General features: G+C 47.6%; 30 protein-coding genes. 23 read left to right on the top strand and 7 right to left on the bottom strand.

What is annotated here, in order from left to right; all coding sequences use genetic code 11:
- Positions 1 to 289 precede the first annotated feature (289 nt).
- From PY479_RS15875 to flgA, 7 genes are all read right to left on the bottom strand, one after another.
- A complete protein-coding gene (locus PY479_RS15875) occupies positions 290 to 1,420 on the bottom strand; it encodes an MFS transporter (protein WP_275484362.1) in 1,131 nt (376 codons plus the stop codon).
- A 133-nt stretch (positions 1,421 to 1,553) separates the two neighbouring features.
- Positions 1,554 to 2,813: a HipA domain-containing protein gene (locus PY479_RS15870; RefSeq protein WP_275484361.1), complete on the bottom strand. Its 1,260-nt coding sequence runs from the start codon at positions 2,811 to 2,813 to the stop codon at positions 1,554 to 1,556.
- Positions 2,800 to 3,138 (bottom strand): helix-turn-helix transcriptional regulator, encoded by a 339-nt coding sequence (locus PY479_RS15865; protein WP_275484360.1) that lies wholly within the window; start codon positions 3,136 to 3,138, stop codon positions 2,800 to 2,802. Before PY479_RS15865 ends, PY479_RS15870 begins: the two co-directional genes overlap by 14 nt.
- A 374-nt stretch (positions 3,139 to 3,512) precedes the next feature.
- Positions 3,513 to 3,716: a cold-shock protein gene (locus PY479_RS15860; protein WP_212596537.1), complete on the bottom strand. Its 204-nt coding sequence runs from the start codon at positions 3,714 to 3,716 to the stop codon at positions 3,513 to 3,515.
- A gap of 459 nt (positions 3,717 to 4,175) precedes the next feature.
- Entirely contained in the window at positions 4,176 to 4,607 is a 432-nt protein-coding gene (locus PY479_RS15855) for a flagellar protein FlgN (RefSeq protein WP_275484359.1), read from the bottom strand.
- A complete protein-coding gene (locus tag PY479_RS15850) occupies positions 4,604 to 4,894 on the bottom strand; it encodes a flagellar biosynthesis anti-sigma factor FlgM (RefSeq protein ID WP_275484358.1) in 291 nt (96 codons plus the stop codon). The genes PY479_RS15855 and PY479_RS15850 overlap by 4 nt, the downstream gene beginning before the upstream one ends.
- A gap of 59 nt (positions 4,895 to 4,953) precedes the next feature.
- On the bottom strand, positions 4,954 to 5,766 hold the full coding sequence (flgA, locus tag PY479_RS15845) for a flagellar basal body P-ring formation chaperone FlgA (protein ID WP_275484357.1): 813 nt from the start codon (positions 5,764 to 5,766) through the stop codon (positions 4,954 to 4,956).
- Positions 5,767 to 5,793: 27 nt separating this feature from the next.
- Here flgA and flgB point away from each other — a divergent pair, with 27 nt between their 5' ends.
- The 23 genes from flgB (at position 5,794) to PY479_RS15730 (ending at position 24,838) form a co-directional block, all read left to right on the top strand.
- Positions 5,794 to 6,165, top strand: coding sequence for a flagellar basal body rod protein FlgB (gene flgB, locus PY479_RS15840; RefSeq protein ID WP_275484356.1), 372 nt, complete (start codon positions 5,794 to 5,796; stop codon positions 6,163 to 6,165).
- Between the two features lie 2 nt (positions 6,166 to 6,167).
- Positions 6,168 to 6,590, top strand: a complete 423-nt coding sequence (gene flgC, locus PY479_RS15835) for a flagellar basal body rod protein FlgC (protein ID WP_275484355.1) — start codon at positions 6,168 to 6,170, stop codon at positions 6,588 to 6,590.
- A gap of 13 nt (positions 6,591 to 6,603) precedes the next feature.
- The gene (locus PY479_RS15830) at positions 6,604 to 7,263 is read left to right on the top strand and encodes a flagellar hook capping FlgD N-terminal domain-containing protein (protein WP_275484354.1); all 660 of its coding nucleotides are present in this window, start codon (positions 6,604 to 6,606) and stop codon (positions 7,261 to 7,263) included.
- Positions 7,264 to 7,281: 18 nt separating this feature from the next.
- Entirely contained in the window at positions 7,282 to 8,643 is a 1,362-nt protein-coding gene (locus PY479_RS15825) for a flagellar hook-basal body complex protein (protein WP_275484353.1), read from the top strand.
- Positions 8,644 to 8,658: 15 nt separating this feature from the next.
- The gene (locus PY479_RS15820; RefSeq protein ID WP_275484352.1) at positions 8,659 to 9,390 is read left to right on the top strand and encodes a flagellar basal body rod protein FlgF; all 732 of its coding nucleotides are present in this window, start codon (positions 8,659 to 8,661) and stop codon (positions 9,388 to 9,390) included.
- Between the two features lie 25 nt (positions 9,391 to 9,415).
- A complete protein-coding gene (flgG, locus tag PY479_RS15815) occupies positions 9,416 to 10,201 on the top strand; it encodes a flagellar basal-body rod protein FlgG (RefSeq protein WP_275484351.1) in 786 nt (261 codons plus the stop codon).
- Positions 10,202 to 10,206: 5 nt separating this feature from the next.
- On the top strand, positions 10,207 to 10,872 hold the full coding sequence (locus PY479_RS15810) for a flagellar basal body L-ring protein FlgH (RefSeq protein ID WP_275484350.1): 666 nt from the start codon (positions 10,207 to 10,209) through the stop codon (positions 10,870 to 10,872).
- 12 nt (positions 10,873 to 10,884) lie between these two features.
- A complete protein-coding gene (locus tag PY479_RS15805; RefSeq protein ID WP_275484349.1) occupies positions 10,885 to 11,988 on the top strand; it encodes a flagellar basal body P-ring protein FlgI in 1,104 nt (367 codons plus the stop codon).
- 11 nt (positions 11,989 to 11,999) lie between these two features.
- Positions 12,000 to 12,428: a rod-binding protein gene (locus PY479_RS15800; RefSeq protein ID WP_275484348.1), complete on the top strand. Its 429-nt coding sequence runs from the start codon at positions 12,000 to 12,002 to the stop codon at positions 12,426 to 12,428.
- A 4-nt stretch (positions 12,429 to 12,432) separates the two neighbouring features.
- Complete coding sequence (gene flgK / locus PY479_RS15795) at positions 12,433 to 13,773, top strand: flagellar hook-associated protein FlgK (RefSeq protein ID WP_275484347.1); 1,341 nt, start codon at positions 12,433 to 12,435, stop codon at positions 13,771 to 13,773.
- Between the two features lie 9 nt (positions 13,774 to 13,782).
- Entirely contained in the window at positions 13,783 to 14,682 is a 900-nt protein-coding gene (gene flgL, locus PY479_RS15790) for a flagellar hook-associated protein FlgL (RefSeq protein ID WP_275484346.1), read from the top strand.
- Between the two features lie 6 nt (positions 14,683 to 14,688).
- On the top strand, positions 14,689 to 15,717 hold the full coding sequence (locus tag PY479_RS15785) for a hypothetical protein (protein ID WP_275484345.1): 1,029 nt from the start codon (positions 14,689 to 14,691) through the stop codon (positions 15,715 to 15,717).
- Between the two features lie 211 nt (positions 15,718 to 15,928).
- Positions 15,929 to 16,801: a flagellin gene (locus tag PY479_RS15780; protein WP_275484344.1), complete on the top strand. Its 873-nt coding sequence runs from the start codon at positions 15,929 to 15,931 to the stop codon at positions 16,799 to 16,801.
- 68 nt (positions 16,802 to 16,869) lie between these two features.
- Positions 16,870 to 18,171, top strand: a complete 1,302-nt coding sequence (fliD, locus tag PY479_RS15775; RefSeq protein WP_275484343.1) for a flagellar filament capping protein FliD — start codon at positions 16,870 to 16,872, stop codon at positions 18,169 to 18,171.
- A 17-nt stretch (positions 18,172 to 18,188) separates the two neighbouring features.
- Complete coding sequence (gene fliS, locus PY479_RS15770; RefSeq protein ID WP_275484342.1) at positions 18,189 to 18,575, top strand: flagellar export chaperone FliS; 387 nt, start codon at positions 18,189 to 18,191, stop codon at positions 18,573 to 18,575.
- 204 nt (positions 18,576 to 18,779) lie between these two features.
- Entirely contained in the window at positions 18,780 to 19,103 is a 324-nt protein-coding gene (locus tag PY479_RS15765) for a hypothetical protein (RefSeq protein ID WP_275484341.1), read from the top strand.
- Complete coding sequence (locus tag PY479_RS15760; protein ID WP_275484340.1) at positions 19,097 to 20,464, top strand: flagellar hook-length control protein FliK; 1,368 nt, start codon at positions 19,097 to 19,099, stop codon at positions 20,462 to 20,464. Before PY479_RS15765 ends, PY479_RS15760 begins: the two co-directional genes overlap by 7 nt.
- A 24-nt stretch (positions 20,465 to 20,488) precedes the next feature.
- Positions 20,489 to 20,938, top strand: coding sequence for a flagellar basal body-associated FliL family protein (locus PY479_RS15755; RefSeq protein WP_275484339.1), 450 nt, complete (start codon positions 20,489 to 20,491; stop codon positions 20,936 to 20,938).
- A gap of 9 nt (positions 20,939 to 20,947) precedes the next feature.
- The gene (locus PY479_RS15750; protein ID WP_275484338.1) at positions 20,948 to 21,661 is read left to right on the top strand and encodes a FliA/WhiG family RNA polymerase sigma factor; all 714 of its coding nucleotides are present in this window, start codon (positions 20,948 to 20,950) and stop codon (positions 21,659 to 21,661) included.
- A gap of 19 nt (positions 21,662 to 21,680) precedes the next feature.
- On the top strand, positions 21,681 to 22,538 hold the full coding sequence (motA, locus tag PY479_RS15745) for a flagellar motor stator protein MotA (protein ID WP_275484337.1): 858 nt from the start codon (positions 21,681 to 21,683) through the stop codon (positions 22,536 to 22,538).
- Between the two features lie 2 nt (positions 22,539 to 22,540).
- Positions 22,541 to 23,548, top strand: a complete 1,008-nt coding sequence (locus PY479_RS15740; protein WP_275484336.1) for a flagellar motor protein MotB — start codon at positions 22,541 to 22,543, stop codon at positions 23,546 to 23,548.
- The gene (locus PY479_RS15735) at positions 23,545 to 23,973 is read left to right on the top strand and encodes a hypothetical protein (protein ID WP_275484335.1); all 429 of its coding nucleotides are present in this window, start codon (positions 23,545 to 23,547) and stop codon (positions 23,971 to 23,973) included. The genes PY479_RS15740 and PY479_RS15735 overlap by 4 nt, the downstream gene beginning before the upstream one ends.
- Positions 23,966 to 24,838 (top strand): FliM/FliN family flagellar motor switch protein, encoded by an 873-nt coding sequence (locus PY479_RS15730; protein ID WP_275484334.1) that lies wholly within the window; start codon positions 23,966 to 23,968, stop codon positions 24,836 to 24,838. The genes PY479_RS15735 and PY479_RS15730 overlap by 8 nt, the downstream gene beginning before the upstream one ends.
- The last annotated feature ends 5 nt before the right edge of the window (positions 24,839 to 24,843 follow it).

Raw genomic sequence — 24,843 nt, 5'->3', positions numbered from 1 at the left:
CCATAGACACTCCTTAAAGATAGGTCTAAGCCTATCGCTTAACTAATGAGTGTCCGTTTTAATTGGGGGCTATTACAGTCAAAGCTCTGTTATATTCCGCCCAATTGGTGATTTGGTGCTTGGATTTGCCCACTGCTATTTATTCCTGTCTGCTATGGTAATCCCCCGGTAATCATCCCATTTTTAATGGCATCTTAATTACAGGATGCTCGGGGCCATAGGCCTCGAGTGCACTTCACCGGCCAATTGGTTGGTGAGGAACGCAACTTAGTTTGTCACATGGTAGCCTTTAAGAAACAGATTGGGTTCGCCGAGCCTTTAGAAAAACGCCAACCAATGCCAAGGATGCGAAGATAGCTCCCGCATAGAAGGTGAAAGATGCACCCTGAAGATCCCACAATAGTCCTGCGGTACCACTGGCAATTAACATGGCAATACCACTGACCAGATTGAAAAAGCCGTAGGCGGTTCCTCTTAGATCCGCCGGTGCTGCGTTGGCAACCATTGTCGCAAGTAAGCCTTGGGTCATCCCCATGTGGAGCCCCCACAAAGACACCCCGATGGCAACGGTTAGCCAATGATCATTTGTCGCCAAAACCAAATCAGCAGCAACCAAGACTATCAAGCCCAAAGCCAGCAAAGTGCTGTGCTTCATTCGATCCGAGAGTTTGCCGAAAGGATAGGCTGATATTGCGTAGATCAGATTCATACCGACCATAACCAGTGGAACGTAGGCGATGGGGATCCCTCCTTGTTGAGCACGGAGTACCAGGAATGCTTCACTAAATCGAGCCAAGGTGAAGACAGCACCGATACCAACTACCCACCAGTAGGCTTTGCTCAATCGCTGGAGATTATCACGGTGGATCGGATTGGTACGTTTTTCACCAATGTGTTGTTCTGGTTCATTCACACCGAATAGCAATAGAAAAACGGCGACTACACCAGGGATGAGAGCGACCCAAAATACTGCACGATAGTCGTTTGCCCAGAGCAACATCAGGCCAACTGCCAGTAAAGGGCCCAAGAGCGCTCCAACCGTGTCGAGGGATTGGCGCAGACCGAACGCCGCGCCACGTATCTCCGGTGGCGTCAGATCGGCAACCAGTGCATCGCGAGGTGCCCCCCGGACCCCTTTACCCACGCGATCTAGTAAGCGCGCTGTGAAAACGATAGAGGACGACGTGGCGATGGCGAACAATGGTTTGGTTAGTACGCCCAGCGAGTAGCCGAAAACAGCCAGTGCCTTGCGTTTACCCAAATAATCACTTAGGGCCCCGGAAAATACTTTAACGATGAGGGCTGTAGATTCAGCAATGCCTTCTATCAATCCGACAACGAAGGTGCTTGTCCCCAATGTACCAACCAGAAACAAGGGCAGTAGACTGTGGATCATCTCGGACGAGATATCCATAAACATGCTTACCAAACCGAGAGCCCAAATGCTGACCGGGATACGCTTAAAAGATGTGTTTATATCCATATGAACTTTGTCATGTTGTAATGAAGTTATCGCCTAAAAATGGATAACAATACTGCAGAATACTGTTGTGTTATTTACTTTGCACAGAGTATGGATTGAGGAACTGACGACGCCAAAGTAGCCGTTTATCAATTTCAGTGAGTTCAGCCTCTTCACATACGTGATCCCAATTGTTTTCTATAGTTGTAATCTGGTGTTCAAATATATCTTTAGCTTCATCTTCTGACAGTAGGAAGTTATTGGCTGTATGTAAGCAAGTAGCCAATTGACTAAATCTGTTCTGACCCGAGATCAGCATTGCTTGAGTGGCCTCGCCGCCGCTACGCCCTTGAGGGCATATATCATACGCTGGCGTTAATGATAGCGACTTCCCATCCCAGAATGCTGCATGGTTTCGGGCGTGGTCATCAGTGTTTCCACTTAATATTGAGAATACGAGTCGTCCAAACATTTCACGCAACGTCGCTTTAGGAGCAACAAATCGCGAGCGGATTATTTCCGCGAGGGTTTCATAACTTGCATAACGCGCTTCCATATCGTTGAAACCAAATAGTGTTAGTGCTGAAACAATGGACTTTCTAGTCCAGCCATTCGGGGTTAGTTCGCGATCAAAACGCTCCACAAGCAGCACATCCTTTCCAGCCGCCTTCTCCAATCTCACAGGCGCGACTTTCAACCCCACCATCTGCGCTAAACGCATTGCGATATACTCAGCCTTTACGACGCTATACATGTCGCTAGAAGAAGAAAATTTTGCAATGAACTTCCGGTTATCTCCTTCAATCAATGCCTTGGGTCTTGCTCCTCCGATCGAACTACCATGGAAAAGTGCCTGATCGAGTTCAGGAGTTAATGGTTCCCCCTTTTCAACACGCTCCGCTGATTGCATCAACTCTTCCATGCTGGCATTTCTTGAAGATCTTGGAATGTAATCATGAGCTGATAGTTGGAAATCTAGTGCACCAATACGGTCAGACCCCGATTCCAAAAGATACGTCATTTCATTTAGCTGCCCAGGGTCTATGTCCTGACCTTTTGCCCCTAATTGCTTATTAATGATCACTCGTCGTCCCCACGCATCAGGTGCTCCATCACGTATACATCCAGGTATAGTGAGACCCTCTAACAAGGGGATTATCCCGGATTGTAATGGTAGTTCCGGCTCGTATATGGGGATTGCACCTTTCGTCCGTTCCAGATAACCCCGACCATAGTTAAAGTGTATTTCACTTCCATCAAGATTAATCTGTCCAGCAACAACGGGAGTCGTCGCTCCTGGTAACCAAATCCACACATATGACGACGTATAGTGGTTATCAGAAGTCATCATCTACACTCCTCACTACCTTTCTTGCGTTCATAGGCAATAGCGAAAGCTTTTCATCTATATATTTATTATGCATCGCTATTTGGCGCGGATTTGCGTCGAATAGGCTTACCCCAACAATTTTGGCCACTTCAAAAACAGTTCCAATCTCACATTTTGGATCAGCCTTTTCGATACGTGAAAGCGTTCCCCGTGAAATTCCAGCTCGTTCAGCCACCTCAACAGTGGTCATTTTCTTCTCTAAACGTGCGGCTCGGATGAGTTTCGCCAATAAGTCTATCGCTTCCTCAGTATACCGAGAATAAGTTCTTATGATGGATTTTGGCATAAATGCTCCATATATAGTGCATTATGTTTATTTGTGACCTATATACGATACATATTTTATAAATGCTGTAAAAAACATCAAGTTTAATTTGTACTATATATGGTTCAAGAGATGCCTTTGTGAACTATATAAGATACATATGTTGATAGGACTTAGAAAGGGGATAATGCGATTGGATAACAATACAGCAGAATACTGTTGTGTCATTTATCTTGCACTGAGTATGGATTAAAAAGAATTCTGTGCAGAACTGTATTGAATCGACTGCTAGATGCTATAGACAAAATGCGGAATGGAATGATACGAAAATAAGCAGACCCAGAGTAAATCACCATGGGTCTGTGTGATGGTAATGCTATGTATCTTAAAGCAATTTACAGTGGCTTAACGTTAATGGCGCAAGGACCTTTTTGGCCTTTACCCACTTCAAATTCAACCTTTTGACCATCATTAAGTGATTTATAACCATCCATTTTAATTTCTGAATGATGAACGAATAAGTCTTTGCTTCCATCATCTGGTGTAATAAAACCAAAGCCTTTATCTGCGTTGAACCACTTAACTTTACCTGTACTCATATTTTCAATCTTCATTTAGGTGACCAGTGAATGACGAATCTTGCTATCACCATTACAAGAGTTGTCTTAACTAAGAAATCACAATCTGCCCATGGCAGCGTGCTTTCATATAGAAATAGCTGTCAATAATCTACAATACTAGCAATAGATACCGCAACTAATCATTAGGTTAAATTGCTCAATTAGCAAGAAGACGACGCAATAAAAATTGTGATAATGGATTGGAATGTGGCACAAACGTGCTGTGGTGCAAATAACAAATCGTAGGCTGAATGTTCTTTGCCACTACATCCTGATGGCCGATTGTTCCAGGACAATTATCTTAAAGACGCTGGCTAGTTATGGCGCACAGCCATTAAGTTGATGCCGACATCAAGAATCATATGTGATTGAAATTATGATTATTCTTCAATGTTCAAATAATAGTTTTCAGTCGCTGTTATTTGAGCGTGCGAACCCTTAAGCCCGAAAATCTGGGTAAGCTTGTTGATCTTGCAAACCGAAGAAGCGAGTCATGAAGCGGCGCTGGGTTGTCAGCAGTTTTCCTGCACGTTCATTCATCATGCTGCAGGTTTGCGTTTTTAGACTTAATTCTTGTATTAACTCCCCCACTTTTTCGCGAGTGGGGGAGGGTAACTTTTCCAGGAGCATTTTTAACCCCGCGCGGTTGGCAGGTAAACCTAACTGCTGCAGAAACTGCTCCCGTTCGAGATTTGAACGACGTAAATCCTGTATCAGCCAAGTGATCTGGTTATTGAGAGAGGTCAGTTCTTCCGCTCGCCGATTACTTAGCAACTCGTACTGATTATCAAGATGACCAATAAGCTGATTTAGCTGGGCGACATCTTGTTTCATACTGTCGAAGAATGTCTTGAGATTGTTGATGCTCATAGCCGATGCATATCCATGATAGCGTTAATTAACGCGTCTTCATCTAGCGGCAATTCACCTTTTTCAATGGCACTGCGCATTGCCATTACTTTGTCCATATCGACTTCATTCTGCTCTGATAAGCTGGCATAAACATCTCCAGCAGAGCGGCTGAGGGTGCTTAACTGCGCAGTACACAAGTTGAGCTTGGTCATATCACTGTTCTTCTGCTGCTGACCTTTACCTGCGCTAGGGGTATCTGCTTTCAGGTTGTCCAGCGGGATAATGCCCTGATTGCTAATTTTCATACCGTTAATCTCCTGGGGGTCTATAAAAAGCAGGCGACCATTTTTGTTAAGAACTTAAATTATTTTGCAGCAAAGTCTATTTCAACGAGATCATTGTCTTCTGCTACTCCCTGCAGCACTTTACCAGAGCTATTGTTCTGTACTTTTAGCCGTTCACCCTTTCGAGCATCTTCGAGTGCAGTGCCTTTAGTAATGGCAGAAAAACCATCGATAGTAATGCGCATAGTCACCAGGTCTCCGCGACTGATGATATACGGATTTTCCAGTAAAAATGGCGATACCAAGGCTCCGCGGTTGAGTCGGCGTTTAGTCACTTTGCCTACAGCGTCATTAATATGAAACAGTGGCGTTCTGCTCAAGCTTCCCAACTCCTGGGTCTGTAATTTCAACTCTGATTTACCGAGTTGGATATCTCGATCGACAGATTTGGTCGTGACCACTACTTTGGCCCAGTACTTTACTTCGACAATGGCTCTACCGGTCCATTTGACAGGAGCAAGGCATTCTATCCGATAACTCAAACGCCCCAGCGGTGCCTGTGTGGGCTGCGGGCGTTCAAAATGCCATTTTTCACAGGCTTGTGTTTCTGTACTACCAGAAAAGTGCAGTTCAATTTGATGTTTTTGGCTATTGACGCCAAGCCGCCGGCTGTATTGCGTAAGTTCTTTTTCTACTTGTTGCTCCAGTTTGGTCGAAAGCGCGGAGGCTGCCTGTGCCGGTAATGACAATAACAGAGGAAAGAGTAGCCAGGATTGCTTCCGTAGCGGAAAAAACACTTCCTTCTGATGCTTAAATTTCTCAAATCTAAAATTTATCATATTGATATTTAAAGAATTTAATTTTTGGCACAAAGCTTGTTTTATAAAAGGCAAAATTCATACCTGAACAGGGTTCAACACGTGGGACCATTTGATAAAGCATTCGGTGTGCACCCCTACTCAATGCAACTGCGTTTAGAGCGGTCAGAAATTATTGCGGGCAACCTCGCCAATGTCGATACCCCTGGATTTAAAGCTCGGGATATTGATTACAACAGCGTGATGCAGAATGTGCAACAGCAGGTAGAGATGGCTTCAGGCGAAAAGGTGGATATGAACACAGAACATCCGCTGATGTATCGCATTCCTTACCAGCCGTCTGCTGATGGAAACAGTGTCGAGTTGAACGTTGAACAGGCAAATTTCGCCAAAAATACCATGGATTTTCAGACTAGTCTGACCTTCCTGAATATGAAGATTAACGGGCTATACAGCGCCATTAAAGGAAAATAGAAATGTCGTTCAACAATATCTATGACATCAGTGGTAGTGCGATGAACGCTCAGGTGATGCGTTTGGATACCATCGCCTCCAATTTGGCAAACGCGGATACTGCAGCATCCAGTGCTGATAGCGCTTACCATGCGCTTAAACCGGTGTTCTCAGCGCTGTATCAGGCGGGTAATGGTGATGATAACAGTAGTGTTGCTGCCAATGTTCGCATGTTAGGGGTTGTTTCCTCCAACCGACCGGTTGAACAGCGTTATGAACCTAACAATCCTTTGGCGAACCAAGACGGTTATGTTTTTTACTCCAATGTAAATTCCTTGGAGGAAATGGCCGATATGTTGTCTGCATCACGTAGCTACCAGACCTCTGCGGAGGTGATGGGGAAGGTGACCAGTATGCAGCAAAGCATCTTAAAACTAGGCCAGTGATAAGGAGCAGAAAATGAGTGTTAATAGCGTGAGTTCTGCTGTTTCGACTACCGGTACTAGCAATAATCCGATTATTGCCAGTAATGGTTCAGATCTTTCCAACATGTTTCTTAACTTGCTGGTAGCTCAAATAAGTCACCAAAATCCCCTAAATCCTCAGGACGGCACGCAGTTTGTCAGTCAGTTGGCTCAGTTTAGTAGTTTAGAGTCACTGCAAAGCATCAAACAGAATACTGCCGACACTCAGACATCGTTGAATACGCTACAGGTGCTGGATGCAACCAAATTGGTCGGCACTGAAGTCAATGTACAGACCGGTACCCAGGTACTTGAGCAACAGGGAAATATCAAAGGACAGGTGAATCTCTCTGCGGCTGCGGATTCAGTGACTGCTCAGCTCTATAACGCCGATGGTGAACTCATTGAGCAACAGCAGTTGCCCTATAGCGGGCAGGGGACCTTGAACTTCCAATTTGATGATCAAGATGCAGGTGCTTATACCGTCAAGGTTTATGCCCAGTCCAACGGACTGAGTACTAATTTGCAACCTTGGCTGAGTGGCCAAGTTGAGCGGGTGTCAGTAGGCAATTCTGTCGATGATATTTTATTGCAAGTGAATGGATTGGGTAATTTTAATTTGTCTGATATCAATCAGTTAGTCACTCAGAGTTAACTATTAAGGAAGCTAGTTATGTCAATGTTTCAAATAGGCCTGAGTGGCCTGCAAAGCACTCAGACCGCACTGGAAGTCACCAGTAACAATATCTCAAACTCATCAACTTCCGGTTTTAAAACGGGAAGTACTGAATTTGCTGCTGTGTATAACGGTGGCCAGCGCGGTGGCGTTAGAGTGGCAGACATAAAAGAAGATTTCACTACCAATGGTGATTTGGTCAGAACCGATAACGACCTGGATTTGGCGATTACTGGGAAGGGCTTTTTCATCCTGTCAGATAATGGTCGCGAAGCCTACACTCAGGCCGGGCAGTTTGGTTTGGACGATCAGCTCTATGTTACGAATGCCAGCGGTGCCAGGCTACAAGGCTATGGCGTTGATAATGCACCCGATCCAAACATTGTGCCGGGTATTCTCACAGATCTTAAAATCGAAGGATCTAATATTCCCGCGCAGGCCACGGATCTGTTAACTTTTTCTGGCAACTTTAGTTCGGCCAGTGATGTTATCCCTTATCCTGCGGCTCCGGACACGTTTGATCCTACCGATGGCTCTGCTTATAACTTCTCTCAGTCTACTGAAGTGTATGATTCTCTCGGTAACAGCCATGTATTGACCCAGTATTACAACCATACTGGTGCTAACCAATGGCAGACGATGTATTTTGCCGATGGTCAACCTTTATCTGCAGCGCAGCTTGGACTCCCTGGCAGTGCAGCTGTTAGCTCTCAAGATGTGACGGTGGATGGCACGACTGTAAGCGCTGGTGTGGTGACGATGACGTTTGATACCGATGGTCAGATGTTGCCAATCGACAGCAGCTTTGTCCCTGGTTCTATTGCCGATAGTAACGCCACTGACCCCTACAGCATGCGCCAAGTGCAATTGACCTTTAGCCCTCTAGACGCTAACGGAAACCCTAATGGTGCCGGAAATGTCAATCTGACTATCGACATGAAGCAAAGCACGCAATTCGGTAGTGGATTTGCCATGTATAACAACGATGCTAATGGCTATACCTCTGGCGAATTTAACGGTGTTACCGTGGATGATGATGGCAAGTTATATGCCACCTTCACCAATGGTGAGTCCAAACTTCAGGGCCAACTGGTGTTAGCGACTTTCGCTAACGTAAACGGCCTAGAACAAGGTGATAATACCGTATGGTATGACACTGCAGAATCAGGCAGTCCGCTTTATACCACTGCCGACAGCGGTACCGTTGGCCAGTTGCTCTCCGGACAGTATATGAACTCGAATGTCAACATCAGCGATCAATTGGTGGACCTTCTCTCTTTCCAACAAAACTATCAAGCCAATGCTAAAACGATCAGCACCGCTAGCGACATGATGCAAGTGCTATTTAATGCGGTCTAAAGGAGCTTAGCCTAGATGGAACGCTTGATATATACCGCAGTTTCTGGTGCGGAGCTGAATAACAAAGCCTTACAGGTTGTGGCAAACAACCTCGCCAATGTGAACACCGCTGGCTTCCGCGCAGATCTGGAGCAAGCTCAGTCAATGATGATCCGTGGTGATGGTTTTCGCACTCGTTACCAGGCACAGCTGACACCCGTGGTGACCAGTTTGGCTCAGGGGCCAATGATGGAAACTGGCCGCAAGTTGGATGTCGCACTGAGTAAATCTGGTTATTTGGCGGTTCTAGATGCCAACGGCAACGAAGCCTATACCCGAGCGGGTAACCTGCAGGTTGATGGCGATGGTGTTTTGCGCGTGAATGGGTTGCAGGTACTGGGTGATGGCGGCCCGATTCAATTGCCGCAATTTGGCGACATTGATATCAGCGCTGATGGCACGATTAATCTTACCCCGGTGGGGGGCGGCCTCATCGCTCAAGAAGCACAAATCAAGCTGGTGAGTGCCAATAGTAATCTGGTGAAAGGCAGCGATGGTTTGTTACGTGATAATAGTGGTCAGCCACTTAATCGCGATGATGCGGTGACCCTGGTGAGTGGCAAGCTGGAAGGATCTAACGTCAATGCGGTTGAGCAGATGGTAAAAACCATGAATATCAGCCGCCAGTTTGAGATGAACGTCAAAATGATGAAGGTTGCCGAACAGCTGGCCAGCTCTGGTGATCGATTGATTCGTGGCGAAGCATAAGCGATAGCAAAAGGAGCTTTACTACATGAACTCAGCACTGTGGGTCAGCAAAACAGGTCTTGAAGCACAAGATCTGCGCATGACCACCATTTCCAACAATCTGGCAAACGTCAGTACTGTCGGCTTTAAAAAAGACCGGGCGATGTTTCAGGATCTGTTTTATCAAGTACAACGTCAGCCAGGAACGCAAGCCGATGCATTAAATCAAATACCCTCCGGTTTGCAATTGGGGACCGGCGTTCGTGTGAATGGCACACAGAAGCAGTTTACCGAAGGCGCGTTTCAAACCACTGATAATCAGCTAGACGTAGCTATTGAAGGACAAGGATTTTTCCAGATAGAAAGTCCGGATGGCGAAACGCTATATACCCGCGATGGCCAATTTCAGCTGAATTCTGATTCCGTTCTGGTCAACAGCGATGGTCTGCCATTGGCACAAAACATTACTGTTCCTGCCAATACTACTAAAGTGACGATCGGCAAAGATGGCACGGTGACCGCGGTGGTTGCTGGGAACAATCAGCCTCAGGATCTCGGGCAGATCCTCACTGTGAATTTCGTCAATCCGGCCGGTCTTGAAGCGCTTGGCGGTAACCTTTACCGCGAGACAGCCGCTTCAGGTGGTGCGACTGAAGGGGTTCCAGGGCAAGATGCATTGGGACAATTGCAGCAGTTTACGGTTGAAGGTTCTAACGTCAGTGTCGTGGATGAAATGGTCGATATGATCGCGGTTCAGCGAGCCTACGAAATGAATGCAAAAGTCGTTTCAGCCGCTGATGAAATGCTGCGTTTCGTTAACCAAAGTATGTGATGTCTATGCGTTTTCTACTTCTGTTTATCACGTTAGTACTGAGTGCATGCAGTAGCGCGCCTTCCGGAGATGGCCACCAGACAAATGCGGCTAACAAGGATGACCTTGCGTCGGATAATGCACAATTGGTTAACCACCAGGAAGGTGGTTTATATAGCGACTACTACATGTTTACGCTGTTTGCAGACAAACGAGCTTACTCTGTCGGTGATATTTTAACGGTAGTGTTAGCAGAACGGACCCTATCCAGTAAAAGTGCTGATTCATCATTGGGTAAAGACAGTAGCTGGGATGTGGGGGTTCCTTTGGTTGGGACGCTCAATACTAACGACATGGCGGTGCAGACCAATTCTTCTACCAGTTTTTCGGGGCAGAGCAGCGCCAACCAGCAGAACTCTCTTAGTGGTTATATTTCGGTGAGAGTGACGGAAGTGCTGCCTAATGGTGCCTTGCGTATCAAAGGACGAAAACAGATCCGTCTGAATCAGGGGGATGAGTATCTGGAGCTGGCAGGCGTAGTACGCCCAGAAGATATTGATGTTACCAACCAAATATCATCACAGCGGATCGCCGAAGCCACTATCAGTTATGCGGGCAGCGGCACCCTGGCCGATGCATCTGAACCTGGTTGGTTGACAAAGCTGTTCACCCGTTATCTCAATCCGTTTTAAGGCAAAGAAGCGATGGCAAGAAAACTTCTGTTGGGTTTGCTACTGGCGGTGCTATCACCGTGGCTGTTTGCTTCCAGTCGGCCATTACTCGATCTGGTTGATGTACAGGGAGTCCGTGAGAATCAGTTAGTGGGTTATGGCTTGGTGGTGGGGCTAGCCGGTTCCGGTGATAAGTCACAAATCAAGTTTGCGGGGCAATCCCTGAATAATATGCTCAAGCAGTTTGGCGTGAAGATGGACGACACTAACCTGCCGCGTACGAAAAATATAGCAGCAGTCATTGTGCAAGCAACTTTGCCACCTGATAGCAGCCCCGGTCAGATGATTGATGTCACCGTCAATTCATTAGGTGATGCCAAGAGTCTGTTGGGCGGCAGCTTGGTGCTGACGCCGCTGCGAGGAATTGATGGCAAGGTTTACGCGCTCGCTCAAGGCAATTTGGTGGTCGGCGGCGTGAGTGCATCAGGTAATACGGGGTCATCGGTCACCGTAAACGTACCTACCGCTGGTGCAATTCCAAACGGTGCCACTGTTGAGCGTGCCGTTCTCGGTCGAAGTCGGGATGCCGGTGAAGTGGTATTGAATCTGAAAGATCCCAACTATAAAACGGCCCGCAATATCGTAAATGCTATTAACAAGCAATTTGGTCCGGGTGTTGCAGAAGCGGAGAACTGGGGCAAGCTGAAAGTAAGCGCCCCACGCGATCCCAACAACTTCAACACCTTTATGTCCATGCTGCAGGACATTCAAGTAGAACTGGGCAGTCAACGGCCTAAAGTGATTTTCAATAGTCGTACCGGCACAGTGGTCATTAACGATATGGTACGTGTCCGTAAGGCAGCAGTGACGCACGGCAGTCTTACCATTACCATCACCGAACAGCAGGGCGCCATCCAGCCTGCACCTTTCTCCAATGGCTCGACCGTTCCGGTCAACGCCAGCACTGTCAATGTTGATCAGCAGCGCCACAACATGATGGTGTTCCCTGAGGGAACCTCGCTGGAAACTATAGTCCAAGCAATTAATGCATTAGGGGCAACCCCGGCTGAGCTGATGTCCATTCTAATGGGACTGGATAAAGCCGGAGCTCTGGAAGCTGATTTGGTGGTGATTTAGAAGGAATAATGATGAGCAGTCCAATTTCACCGGTGCTTAATCAGTCGCTGGCAATTGACCCGACTCAGGTCAGTCAGATTTATGGAAACCTCTCTGAATCTGACAGTTTGCAGCAGGCATCCGAACAGTTCGAGGCAGTATTTCTGCAGCTGGTACTGAAAAACATGAATAGCGCGACTGAAGCCATCAGTGGTAGCGATGGCATGTTTGCTAGCCGAGAGCAGCGTATGTACCAAGATATCTACAATGCTCAAATCTCACAATCTCTCGCTGCCTCAGGCCAGATTGGTCTTGCGGAAAAGATGGTGGCTCAGATAGGGGGACACTTGCATTCCCTGGAAAATAAATTTAAGGAACCCGAAAAAATGGTCGCTTCTACATTAGAAGGAAGTGCATTTTCTCAGCCGTTGAACGCGAGCGGGATCAACTCGGGGAGTTAGTGAGATGTCATCAGGACTGCTGTCCAATGCTTTATCTGGACTGAATGCCGCAAATACTGCGTTATCTGTCAGTGGTAATAATGTTGCCAATTCGGCCACGGAAGGGTACAGCCGTCAGGCGATTCAATTGGCAACCGCTCCGGGGCATCTGAACGGCGTGGCCGTCAGTAATGTCGATCGCGTTGTTAATAGTTTCTATAACGATGATATTTGGCGCACTAGTTCTGATCTGGCTTTTTATAACGGCTTACAGAGTTATCTTGGTTACGCCGAAGAACTGATGGGAACTAGTTCTCTGAACTTTAACGATGCCATCAGTCAGGTAACCGGGGCACTAAACTCTGCGCTAGCGCAACCAGAATCTCGCGCCTATCGGCAAGAGGTCTTATCTAGTGCGGATGCTTTAGTTAACAAAATGTCACAGATCAACGGCGCCTTGGCTGATCAGCGCGGTAAACTCAGTAAAGAGATGACTCAGACGGCTTCCAGTATCAGCTACTCGCTACGTAAGCTGGCTGATTACAATGACCGTATTGCCCTGGCCGTTGCCAAAGGTGAACCGACCGCAGAGCTGGAAGATAACCGCGAATTGCTAGTGACTCAGTTGTCATCCTATATCGGTATTGCAACGACAAACCATGAGGATGGCACCTTAGATATTTCTACGGTGAATGGTGCACCTTTATTGATAGGTACCAAAGCAGCGGATTTAGCCGTAAATGGTACGGATGTATCACTGACCCTGGGCAAGCAAGTGTTTCGCCTGACTGACAATATCGGTGGCTCTATGGGGGGGCTCATCGCTGCTGATACTGAGGTATTACAGCCTACAGTTGCCAGCCTCAACAACATACTTAGTCAGTTGAGTGACAATGTGAACGGAGTACTGGCTCAGGGCTTTGATTTAAACGGCAATCCAGGAACTCCACTCTTCAGCTATGATGCCAACGACCCCCTGGGAACCTTCGCTGTTAGTGACAGTGTCACTATTGATTCGTTGGCCTTTATCGGTGGTAAAGACGATGGCAGTGGTAATTGGGTGGCTGCCGGTGGGATTGGCGATAATAGCAATATCGCTAATCTTATTGATGTTTTTGATAATCAGTCCGGTGATTATTCGCTGTTAATTGGACGCTTAGCCTCAAAGAGCAATGAAAATCAAAGTAGTGTAACAACGGCTCAATCGCTGAATGATAACGCTGTCCAGACTCGTGATAATCTCAGTGGCGTTAATCTGGATGAAGAGGCATCTAACATTCTGTATTACCAACAGATGTATCAGGCCAATGCCAAAGTGATCTCTACGGCCGATCAAACCTTCCAGACCCTGCTCGCGATGTTCTAAGGAATCACTATGAGAGTCAGTTCGCATCAATATCACCAGAATATCATCCGTTCCATTAATCAGGGCACAACCGACTACAACCGTTTATCGGTACAGCTGGCCACTAACCAACGTATTGCAAAGCCCTCCGATGATCCGCTTGGCTCGGTAATGTTGCTGACGCTGGATGGTGAGCTCAGTTCTATTAAACAGTATCAATCCAACATGAATGATGTGGAATACACCCTGGGACAGCAGGAAACTCAGCTCACGGGCGCGGTGAATATTCTGAACAGCATGCAGGAATTAACCACCACCGCTGCTGACGGCTCTATGGGCGAGACTGAAATTGCGGCTTTGGGCCAGCAGATGAATGTGCTGTTTCCGGCGATTGTTGACTTGCTGAATGCGAAAGATGGCGATGGCCGCTATTACTTCTCTGGCAGTCTGACGGATGTACAGCCATTCCAGCAGGATGCTGCGGGGCAATATCAGTATCTGGGGGACAGTAATATCCGCGAGGTTTCGGTATCTGCCGATTCCAATGTCAGCAGTAATGTGGTGGGCAGTGATATTGATCCTGGGGCTACATTTCTGAATCAGATGCAAACTTACCTGAATTTGCTGACGACTGATCCAGCCAATCCCAGTGTTGGCGATGAATCCCGAACCATGATGGATGGCATTAGCAGCTTCTTGCAGCGAGTGACTGATCAACTGACAAAAGTCGGAGCAATACGCGATTCACTGGAATCTATCAAGCAGGGTAATGATGATATTGCGGTGTATACCCAAGGGCTCAGAGATGATATCAGCCAGGTTGATTACGCCGAAACCTATGTGAAGATGAACGAATCAGTTGCCTCGTATGAATCGACCTTGAAGGTTTATAACCGGGTCAGCCAACTGTCTTTATTTTCGATGATCTGATAACCCATGTTAGTTACCAATACTTCAGCCACCAGCGATACCCAACGACTTCAGGAAAGTCGAGTAACTACGCCTGCAGTCAATGACACAACGCAACAGGCGCAGACAGATAATAAAGCTGCCAATGCGACAGCTGACAAGGGTACCCAGCATCAGGTGTTGTCGCGGTGGGTTGCATTAGCGACGGTGACCAAATCCATGGGCAACAATGAACAGTCTGTGCGAACCCTGAAGCAGTTGTCATTTCAATTGAAGGCGTTGAGTGCCAGAATTAATCAGCAAACGATTAATGGCAACGCTAATCAACAACAGATCGCCAGCGCCGTCAGTCAGATGAAAGCACAGCTGCAGCAAGGCGGCGTCAATGGTAAGTTGCGCAGCAACGACCCGTCGCAAGCGTCTGTGACCCGAGAATTGACTAATAAAGTTGACCTGTTGACCCCTAAGGCGCTGGATGAACAGGTCAGTATTGTCATGGGCCGCACTGGTAAAGCTGTCTCTTTTTCGTTACCGGCCTATGCCGATAAGTCGGCAAATCTTGCGACACTGCAACAAGCATTTGCCGGACAGGAGATTTCGGTGACGGTGTCTGATAGAGATTCGCTGCTGTTTACCACAGCGAAAGCCGCCTCTTCAGCATTAAAAGAACCCTGGCTGATGATGGGGAAGGGCGTGCGGATTGCCGCTGGCAATCCGGTGTCAGTCAGTCTCAGCGAAGAGCCTCATGCACTGGATAGCTTGCAGCAGCTAGCGCAAAGCCAGAATACCTCCAGTGAAGCGTACCAACAGCAGATAGCACAGCTACAAAAATCGATTCGTTCATCGTTGCAGAATATTGAATCCCAGCGACAACAAATCTTGCAACGGTTGCAACAAATCCAACGTTCGCCGGTCGGTGCAGAAGAATTGCAGGAACTGACCGAGCAAGTGCAGCAGATCCTCAATCAACCGGATCAAAATGCAGTGTCCATTCTGGTGTCTCAGGCCAATATCACCCGAAATCTGGTGTCGTTCAGTCTATCTTCCAGCCGTTAAGTTTTTGCAGAAGGCAGTTGTCAAGCAACCCTCTTCCTGTGAGACAACTTGTCTTCTGCGCCTCGGTCGTATTCCCAGCTGAGAAGTTTCTTTTGATCATGGTTTTTAAATGATTTTTTGATAAATAAAAAAATATCTAAAAATAAATTTTAGTTCTGCGGTAAGCGGGTCGCTTATCTCTAGAGAACATCGATTCTAAAGGAGAACAGTGATGTCATTATCTATTCAATCTAACGCAGCTTCCCTTTCCATCCAGAACCAGCTGAACCGCACCAACAGCGCCTTGAGTACTGCGCTGGAACGTCTGGGCAGTGGCTATCGTATCAATTCCGCTAAAGATGATGCCGCTGGTCTGCAGATCGCTAACCGTTTGAATGCTCAGGCTACTGGTCAGAAAGCCGCTATCTATAACGCCAATAATGCTCAGTCTATGATGCAGACTGCCGAAGGTGCGTTTGATGAAATGACCAATATTGCCAACCGTATGAAAGAACTGGCAACTCAGGGCGCTAACGGAACCAACAGCGCGTCAGAATACACTGCAATGGACGGCGAATACCAAGAATTAGCTGCGCAGATGGCAAGTATTATGGATAACACTTCTTATGGTGCTGGTACTGCACTATTGTCTGTTACCGGTAAATTTGGCGCGGGCGCTGTAACTTTCCAGGTGGGTGCTTCTACTGCTGAAGTGTTGAGCGTGAACGTTTCTACTGAAGTCGGTAATGTTAATACCGCTGTTGGTACAGTTGATGGCACAGGGGTCTATACTGCCGGAACTTTAGGTGCTTTGACAACACAGGCTACCTCGAGCACAGCAATCGGTAAAATCGATACGTTAATTGATAACATTGGTGCAGCTCGATCCAAATTGGGTGCCAGCATGAACCGTCTGGATCACACCGTCAACAACGTGACCAACATGAAACAGAACACTGAAGCTGCAGCCTCTAACCTGATGGATGCTGACTATGCTGCAGAAACCTCTGCTATGACTAAACAACAGTTGCTGATGAACTCAGGCATCTCTGTCCTGAGCGCTGCCAACAGCACCACTAGCATGATCGCTTCGCTGCTGCGTTAATTGCTATTCTAGGGCGGCACACGAGTTGAATCGTGCCGCCCTGATGTTTTTATTCAGGACGGAAAAATATGGCCACTTCTACCAGCTCAGCAACCAGTTTGGACCCAGCCTACTTGGCTCAGCAATATACCGCCATTGACCGGGCTGCTAAAGACACCCTGTTGCAGAATCAGTACAGCGGTTACAACACTTCGTTAAAAGCGTTTCAAACACTGCAATCATCATTGAGTGATTTTGTCAGTCAGTTAAGTAGCTTCAGTTCCGATGGCTTGTTGGCAAGTTCGGCTACCGTTTCTAGTAGCAGTACAATGGCCGTTTCGGTAACGGGGGCCGCGGCACCAGGTTCTTATCAGATATATGTCCAGCAGGTGGCGCAGGCCCATCAGTTAGCGATGAGCTTTGACCCCGCACAAGCGCTACCGACCGATGGCGATCTTGGCATTACCGTTGGTAGTAACGAGTTTGTGGTGGACTTGTCGACATTGCCTGCGTCAGCAACGCTGTCTGATGTTGCGTCAGCAATTAATAACAGTGCCGATAATACCGGGGTTAATGCAACTGTGATGCAAAGCGGTAGTGAAACCTTTTTGCTACTGACCAGCGATGAAACCGGTGCGGCTAATCAGATCTCTTTGAATTTTAATGCAGGCACCGATCCTAACGGGACTATTTTTGCTTCCGCGGTTTCCGGTGTACAGCAATTGACTGCGGCGCAAGATGCCATTGTGCAGGTGGGGTCCAGCTCTTCGATTACGCTCACCTCTGCGACTAACACCCTCGATAATGTGATTGATGGGGTTAAGATTGATCTGCTGCAGGCGCAGGCGAGCGGTGATACCCCAGTAAAAATTGACGTTGCCAAGGATACCCAGAAAACGCAGGCAAACCTGCAAGGTATCGTGGATAAATACAACGACTTGATGTCAAAACTGACCGATGACGGCATCAAAAATGACAGCATGTCCAAAAGCTTGCAAAGCCTGATGCGCAGCAGTTTTCAAGGGCTGTTTGACAGTAAGACCTTGTACTCTATCGGCCTGGAGTTTGACCGTAATGGTGAACTGACGATCGATAGCAATCGTCTTGATACGGCGTTGAATACCGATCCTCAGCAAGTTTCTGATATGCTCACCGGCACCAATGGCCTGGTCAGCAAACTGCAGACATCTCTGACTCCCTATTCAGACCGCTTCGGGTTTCTGACCACCAAAGTGAATAATTTGCAATCCAGTCTGGACGCCGTTTCCAAAAAGCAGACTGACTTTGATGCCAAAATGCAAATGGTGTATCAGCGTTACCTGAATCAGTTTACTCAGATGCAGGTCACCATTTCGCAGCTTGAATCCAGTATGTCTTCATTCTCAAGTTAATTTGCTATCCGGAGGTAATGATGTTGGATATGGGATTTGCGGCGTATCAGCAGACCGCAGTAGAAGGAAAAGCCGCCGGTGCCGATGTACATAAATTGGTGCTAATGCTGTTTGATGGCTTCCTCGATGAACTGGAACGCACTGTTGGACATATCAATGCCAAGAAATTTGATCGCAAAGCGCAAAGTGTAGAAAGACTGCTACGGATCCTCGGTGGCCTTGAGGCGTCTCTGGATCGCGAAAATGGCGGCGAGTTGGCGGAAAATATGGCTCGGCTTTATCAACACTGTGGCCAGTCTTTACTACAGGCGAGTTTTCGCAACGACATCAGCTATCTGGATTCGGTCAAGACCGTGATGACCAACCTGCAACAAGGATGGAAAGGGCTCGGTTCTTTGAACTGAGCCTTTCTGTCGTGATCAGCCACCATTACATGGTGGCATTTTTTTTGGCTGGATAGTTTCCTGGTATTTCCTGTGGCGGAAGGTATTTTTCCGCACGCTGTATTCGATTATCAAAAATACAATAAAAATCATAAAGATAAAGTTGGCCTGATATTTGTATAGTAGTGTAAAGGTTAAAATTGCCCAAGAAAACGGAGAGATTAAGTGCAGCGTGCAGAGGATGCCAGACAGTTGCGGCAACAGGTATCAATACTGTTGCAAGAGATGGAACTCGCAGTGGCTAATCGTCAATGGCAACGCATTCGTGTACTTGATAAACAGATGGTTCAGCTAATCAACGAGTGCAGTAAACCTGAATTTAAGGGAATGAAAGAGCAACTTCAGCCCGTTATTGCCAGTCAATATCGACAACTGTTGCACAAGATTGATGTGGCCAAGCGTGATTTGGAATCCAAGATGCAGCGGCATTTGTCGGATAAGGAAGGTCTTGAAGCATATCACGCCTCTATGGATAGTCGCTTATGGTGATGCCAGTGCCAATGATGTTGGTTGACAACAGCACGGTTTCTCCTAGTGTCAGCAAGAATCTGAATACCGTGTCAATGGCGGTTGACGATGCATCTGAGCAACCGAGTCAAAGTTTTGTGTTACCAGAGCTGACATACCCAACATCGGATGACCTGGACGCACAAGCTGAGCCATCGCAATTACCGGCGCTCCCCACTGACGGTGAGCCTTCCTGTATGCCCAACAGTATGGTTGGCAGTCTGCTGTTGCTACCGCAACAGCCACAGCCACAGCAACAGCCTGACGATGCTGATGACGGAGCGCTGTCTTCATCATCGTTATCGGCAGAAATCCTGCCCATGACACCGATAATATCCTCCGCCCCGGTGTTGATTCAGGCTCCGATTGAACAAACCGCTAATGCGACGCCTGGCGCAGTGGTTCAGGCCGATATGTCAGGCACCGGTGTCATCGATGTTAATTTGCCAAGCAGCGCGCAAGACAACGGTATGCCGTTAACTGCCGCCATGTGGCCGCAGAATCTCATCTCATTGCCCACTACTGCGCCATTATCTGACGCTTCATTAGCAAGCACAGGGTTGTCTGCCGTGTCCTCAACAGCGCCAGCGGCAGTTCAATATTTTTCAACGTCAAATAACGCCGCTGCAGCTTCCTCCACTTCGTTGCAACCGTCACCACTCGTAGCCGCGTTGGCTTCCGGCTTGACTGAACAGACCTTTAATTCCGCCGATGCCGTCCAAAGTGCGTCGGTGAAAAACAGTCAGGCGTTGTCTGTCGCGGGGCTGATGCAAATTGCGGTTAATGCGGCGGTAGCGACTGCGGGACAAACAAAGGGCATGACGGATGTGTTAGCCGCCAGCCAAAGCGCTAATCCTGTTATGTCCACGACATCGGTGAGCAATACGGTCGGGAACTTGCCCAACACTATGGTGCTTGAGACTCGGACGTCAGCAAGTTCAGCTATCGGACAGCAGTTGGTGAATCTGCTTAGCGATAAAGTTCAGCTGCAATATGAAAGCAAAACCCATAATGCGCAGATCCGCCTTGACCCTCCCAGACTCGGCAGCATTGATATTCGTATCAGTGTTGACGGTGATCGGACCGTTGTACACATCAACGCCAGCCATGCCGCTGTAAAAGACGCGGTGTCACAAACTACGGAACAATTGCGAGCCTCCCTAACCCATAAACTCGGTGGCGATGTGATAGTACAGACTGGTGATAACAACCGACAGCAGCAAGGACAACAAGCACCTCAGTTTGGCGAGCAGGAAGGTGTTCAGGCGAATCATCTTGAGATAGCAGACGATGAAGAACTGGTGATGCCAAAAGTAGATGGTTGGTTAAATAGGAAGGCTTAATTATATGTTTTTAGGAGCAAACAGATGAAGGCAGTGTTGGGAATTGTTCTCGCAGTCGTTCTGCTGGCATTAGGGATCGGGGCAGGCATCTATTACGGTAAAAGTGCTAAAGAAACATCGCAGACACATGCGGATAAAGCAGCAGAAATACCCAGTTCTATGCTGTTTTACCCCATGGCGCGATTTGTCGCTAGTGTCAGTGATGAGAACTATTCACGCTATCTGGTGTTGGAACTGAGCCTTTCTACTCGTAGTCAAGCTTTTTTAGCGCAACTCGATCATGAAGCGCCGGTATTGCGTAATGTCCTGGTGAAGTATTTTGCTAACTTTTCTCGCGATCAAGCAAAACAGACCTTTGATGATGTGAATTCACTCCAGCATTCGCTATTGCAGAAATTTAATGATGCGCTGAAGCAACAGGGCGTCGACAGTAAGCTGGAGCAGGTGTTGGTTACCAACGTCTACCTGCAATAAAGGCTCTCTATGTCAGCGCTGTGTGATTGGCAAAATGCAGGGGATTCGCTTGACTCTGCTCCGGTGCAACGAGAAGCGGAGGTATTGCAACATTATGCCTATCTGGTGCGGCGGGTTGTTGCACACATGCGTTCGCAAATCGGGGTAGTGGCTGATCGGGATGACTTACAGCAGATAGGCTTAATGGCGTTGCTAAAGGCGATACGACGCTACGGGAAAGAGCGTGACGAACAGTTTGAATCGTATGCATTCAAATATATTCGTGGGGCTATGTTAGATGAATTTCGACGATTAGATTGGCGTTCACGACAAGCCCGTCAGGATGCACATCGCTTCCGTGATGGTGTCAGAAAACTGCGCAATCAACTTGGGCGCGAACCCAAAGAGCGTGAGATATGTGCGGCGTTAAATATCTCCACGAAAGAGCTGATGGACTTCCATTATCTAGAGCAAGCAGAAGTGGTGGATAGTTTTGAGCAGCTGTTAGAACAACAGGGGCCGATGGCGGCCGATGACCGGGATATTCATCGTCTTGAGCTAAGACGGTTGTTAGCGCAGAGCATGCAGCACCTGCCAGCACGGAATAAGTTATTGCTGCAGTTGTATTACACCCATGAACTTAACATGAAAGAAATAGCTTTGACTCTGGGATTGACCGAGTCCCGCGTATGCCAATTGCATAGGCAGTCATTGCAATTGTTGACAGAAAAATTGACAAGCTAGAGCTAAGGGCGCAAGAGCTATGCAAAAATTTGTTGGATTAGTCATAGTATTAGGCACTGTGGTAGGAGGCTTCATTTTTGCCGGTGGCAATGTGGCATCATTGTGGCAACCTGCAGAAATGATCATTATTTTTGGTGCTGCTTTAGGTGCATTGGTTGTCGGAAACTCCAAGCACGTTCTAACGGAAATGCTGACTCAGTTAAAATATCAATTTAAGGCGCCCAAGGATCAAAGTAAGTTATATCAGGATCTGTTAATGCTAATGTATGCATTATTGGATCTGGCCAGAACTCGCGGCTTGAAAGATCTTGATGAACATGTTGAAAACCCTGAAACCAGTTCGATTTTTTTGGCCTATCCCTTAGTTAACGAATATCCCAATTTAGTGACGTTTATTTGTGACAACCTACGACTGTTCAGTATGGGGAAAATATCCTCCCATGATTTCGACAGCATGTTGTCGCAGGAGATCGATTACCTCGAAGAGCAAAAGCTCAAGCCTTCTCAGTCGCTGGCGGCAGTTGCTGAAGCTATGCCTGGATTTGGGATCTTGGCAGCTGTGGGGGGCATCATTATTACCATGCAGCATCTGGACGGCCCCATGGGGGATATCGGCTTACATGTCGCAGCGGCGTTAGTCGGTACCTTTATGGGGATTTTCGGCTGTTACTGTTTGATGGCACCATTGGCATCATCCATGGAACAATATGTCAAAAAGCGTATCGCTATTTTTGAGTGTGTCAGAGCGATGTTGGTAGCTCATGCCAAAGGACATGTTGCTATCGTGGCAACAGATGCCGGACGCAAACTCATCAATCAAGAAGTCAAACCTACCTTCAATATGATGGAAGAGTGGATTAACAATAGGGCTGCTTAGTTATGGACAATAATAATAACAGCCCGATAGTGGTCCGCCGCCAGCGACGTGGTGCCGAAAAACCGCATAGTGGCGCCTGGAAAGTGGCTTTCGCCGATTTTACGTTGGCGATGATGGCATTCTTCATGGTGATGTGGTTGATGCAGGTGTCGAGTAAACAGGAACGTTCTCAGCTTGCTCATTACATGCGTACGCATTCCGTGTTTGACGGCAGTCCGAACTTCTTTGATCCCCAAAATAGCCCCTATCCAGTGGATCTGGGGGGCTCACCCTCCATTATTGATAACGAAGCGCCGAATCGACTGCCGCCTGATAATCCCATTCCCGGTATGTCAGAATATTTGAGTGTGCCTAAAGGCAAGCTTGAGCCTGCGGCTGGTCAAGGAAAACATCTCAATTCGCTTATCGATGGCACCTTTGCCACTGCGGAAGAATTGAGCCTGCTATTACAGAACTTTCAGGATGTTGCTCAGCAAAAACAAGCACAGGCCAACATCTTGGTAGACGTGGTCCCTTCGGGGTTGCGAGTGATCATTAAAGATGATCGCCATCATCAGATGTTCCGTCGTGGCGACGTGGCCATGACGCCGTTTTTTGAAGACCTGTTATTCAGTCTCGGGGCCATATTTAAAAATGTACAAAATCAGGTAATTATCTCTGGTCACACGGATGTCACTTCCTATAACAGCAGTGTTTATAGCAACTGGGAGTTATCAGCAGCAAGAGCGCTGCAGGCTCGTCGCCTGTTGGAAGCTGGGGGGATGCCTTCAGAACGCGTGGAACAAGTAAACGCTTTCGCCTCAACCCGATTACTGAACAAAGAAAATCAAGCCAGCAGCGAGAACCGCAGAGTCGAGTTGCTGATCCTCACACCCAAAGCGGAAAAGCAGCTCAATGCACTGTTTTCATCGATGTCGCCAGCCACTAAAGCGGCTCCGGCCGTTGTTGATGCCGCCAACAAGGCTGAGGCCAACCAGCCGGTAACCAGAATAAGTGAAATGCAGCAATGACGCGAACAAGCAATGACCGTCTTTTCAGACGCCATGACCTGACAAAGGAGTTGACGCCAGCAGATGAGCAACATGATGGTATTGCTGTGCTTTTGTACTGGCCACTGGTGATCGAATGGTATGTCTGTAATGCCATTATGAAAGATGTTGGCTTGGGCGGTGCGGGATTGCTGGTGCCTCTGGAAAAGAAAATCCCCAGCAGATTGGTTGTCGAAATCGATGGCAGCGTCCGCATTAAAGGCCGTGTCGTCTATCGACGCGCCATAAGTGAAAGGCTGCAATTTATCGGCATCGACTGGCGTCGGGAAGCTGACAACAAACGTCGTCAGGTATTAAAGGTGGCAGGGATGTTGATGAAAGATAAAGTCAGATCGAAACGCACAAAGGCCGCAATGTCTGACGTGGAGGACAGAGAGCTTGATTAAGAAAAAGAAATCGCGCGGACTCATCAGGGGCGAAAATGCTGACGTGTTGCAAGTGTTTCCACTGACCCGCGACCAACGCTGTCAGCAAAGAGCGGTTAGCGCCTTTGGTGAGTCTAAAGCAGAGTTCAAAGAGGTATTACAGAAAGCATTGTCCCAGTTGATCAGTGGCCTGAGCTTTGAAGTGGAAATGGCATTGTGTCAGGGATGGGGCGTTGATTTTTTGTTCTCTGAAACTGACAAATTAATGATGGGTTGTGAGCTGCCTGCGGCAAATAATGCCAAAGCGTATATGACCATAGATCACCTGGCCATTAGACATCTGGCAGACCTGTGCCTGGGGGGCAAGATTAGTCGTCAGGCAGAATCCCCTAGAGAGCTCACAATAACAGAATTACGTATCGCTATTCGTACCTGTAATCGGTTAATGGGGAGCATTCAGGAGTTGGTTCGGGGCCATAAAAGTCTGCCTATGGCGGAACCGTTGAAACAGCCTCAGGCACTGAAGCCTTTTTCTTATCTCATTTTGAAAGTCCGGATATTGCTGGATGAGGATGTGATCAGCTGGTTTCTAAATCTGCCGGTGGAGCTGTTCCCTCTCGAAGCAGATCATTCGCCGGCTTTGACACCCTCAGAACTGCCACTGTTGCAAACCCAATGGCCCCAGTTTCCCGTAAAAGGTCGCGTTGTGATGGCGGAAAAAAAGGTAAATGTCAGACAGCTGCAGCAGCTATTGCAGGGCGAATTTATGCCGATATCTCTGCAAGATTCCGCCAGTTTCAGACTCGGGGGCAAGCAACTGTTTTCAGGAAAGGTGGCCCAAGAAGACGGCCAGTTGGCATTTCAGGTAACACAAACACAAGAGTGACAGAT

It is taken from the genome of Shewanella sp. A32 (assembly GCF_029167175.1).
Taxonomy (GTDB): domain Bacteria; phylum Pseudomonadota; class Gammaproteobacteria; order Enterobacterales; family Shewanellaceae; genus Shewanella; species Shewanella yunxiaonensis.
Note: the sequence above shows the minus strand (reverse complement) of the source record. Positions and strands in the feature narration are given on the sequence as shown.

Bases quoted from the DNA above. Each gene is read 5' to 3' on its own strand.
- PY479_RS15820 (WP_275484352.1), top strand. From the start codon at position 8,659: ATGGAACGCTTGATATATACCGCAGTTTCTGGTGCGGAGCTGAATAAC.
- PY479_RS15785 (WP_275484345.1), top strand. From the start codon at position 14,689: ATGTTAGTTACCAATACTTCAGCCACCAGCGATACCCAACGACTTCAG.
- PY479_RS15870 (WP_275484361.1), bottom strand. From the start codon at position 2,813: ATGATGACTTCTGATAACCACTATACGTCGTCATATGTGTGGATTTGG.
- PY479_RS15740 (WP_275484336.1), top strand. From the start codon at position 22,541: ATGGACAATAATAATAACAGCCCGATAGTGGTCCGCCGCCAGCGACGT.
- flgL (WP_275484346.1), top strand. From the start codon at position 13,783: ATGAGAGTCAGTTCGCATCAATATCACCAGAATATCATCCGTTCCATT.
- PY479_RS15800 (WP_275484348.1), top strand. From the start codon at position 12,000: ATGAGCAGTCCAATTTCACCGGTGCTTAATCAGTCGCTGGCAATTGAC.
- PY479_RS15875 (WP_275484362.1), bottom strand. From the start codon at position 1,420: ATGTTTATGGATATCTCGTCCGAGATGATCCACAGTCTACTGCCCTTG.
- PY479_RS15855 (WP_275484359.1), bottom strand. From the start codon at position 4,607: ATGAGCATCAACAATCTCAAGACATTCTTCGACAGTATGAAACAAGAT.
- PY479_RS15735 (WP_275484335.1), top strand. From the start codon at position 23,545: ATGACGCGAACAAGCAATGACCGTCTTTTCAGACGCCATGACCTGACA.
- flgG (WP_275484351.1), top strand. From the start codon at position 9,416: ATGAACTCAGCACTGTGGGTCAGCAAAACAGGTCTTGAAGCACAAGAT.
- flgC (WP_275484355.1), top strand. From the start codon at position 6,168: ATGTCGTTCAACAATATCTATGACATCAGTGGTAGTGCGATGAACGCT.
- fliS (WP_275484342.1), top strand. From the start codon at position 18,189: ATGATGTTGGATATGGGATTTGCGGCGTATCAGCAGACCGCAGTAGAA.
- PY479_RS15780 (WP_275484344.1), top strand. From the start codon at position 15,929: ATGTCATTATCTATTCAATCTAACGCAGCTTCCCTTTCCATCCAGAAC.
- PY479_RS15760 (WP_275484340.1), top strand. From the start codon at position 19,097: ATGGTGATGCCAGTGCCAATGATGTTGGTTGACAACAGCACGGTTTCT.
- fliD (WP_275484343.1), top strand. From the start codon at position 16,870: ATGGCCACTTCTACCAGCTCAGCAACCAGTTTGGACCCAGCCTACTTG.
- PY479_RS15865 (WP_275484360.1), bottom strand. From the start codon at position 3,138: ATGCCAAAATCCATCATAAGAACTTATTCTCGGTATACTGAGGAAGCG.
- PY479_RS15825 (WP_275484353.1), top strand. From the start codon at position 7,282: ATGTCAATGTTTCAAATAGGCCTGAGTGGCCTGCAAAGCACTCAGACC.
- PY479_RS15755 (WP_275484339.1), top strand. From the start codon at position 20,489: ATGAAGGCAGTGTTGGGAATTGTTCTCGCAGTCGTTCTGCTGGCATTA.
- PY479_RS15805 (WP_275484349.1), top strand. From the start codon at position 10,885: ATGGCAAGAAAACTTCTGTTGGGTTTGCTACTGGCGGTGCTATCACCG.
- PY479_RS15850 (WP_275484358.1), bottom strand. From the start codon at position 4,894: ATGAAAATTAGCAATCAGGGCATTATCCCGCTGGACAACCTGAAAGCA.
- PY479_RS15810 (WP_275484350.1), top strand. From the start codon at position 10,207: ATGCGTTTTCTACTTCTGTTTATCACGTTAGTACTGAGTGCATGCAGT.
- PY479_RS15750 (WP_275484338.1), top strand. From the start codon at position 20,948: ATGTCAGCGCTGTGTGATTGGCAAAATGCAGGGGATTCGCTTGACTCT.
- PY479_RS15860 (WP_212596537.1), bottom strand. From the start codon at position 3,716: ATGAGTACAGGTAAAGTTAAGTGGTTCAACGCAGATAAAGGCTTTGGT.
- flgK (WP_275484347.1), top strand. From the start codon at position 12,433: ATGTCATCAGGACTGCTGTCCAATGCTTTATCTGGACTGAATGCCGCA.
- PY479_RS15830 (WP_275484354.1), top strand. From the start codon at position 6,604: ATGAGTGTTAATAGCGTGAGTTCTGCTGTTTCGACTACCGGTACTAGC.
- motA (WP_275484337.1), top strand. From the start codon at position 21,681: ATGCAAAAATTTGTTGGATTAGTCATAGTATTAGGCACTGTGGTAGGA.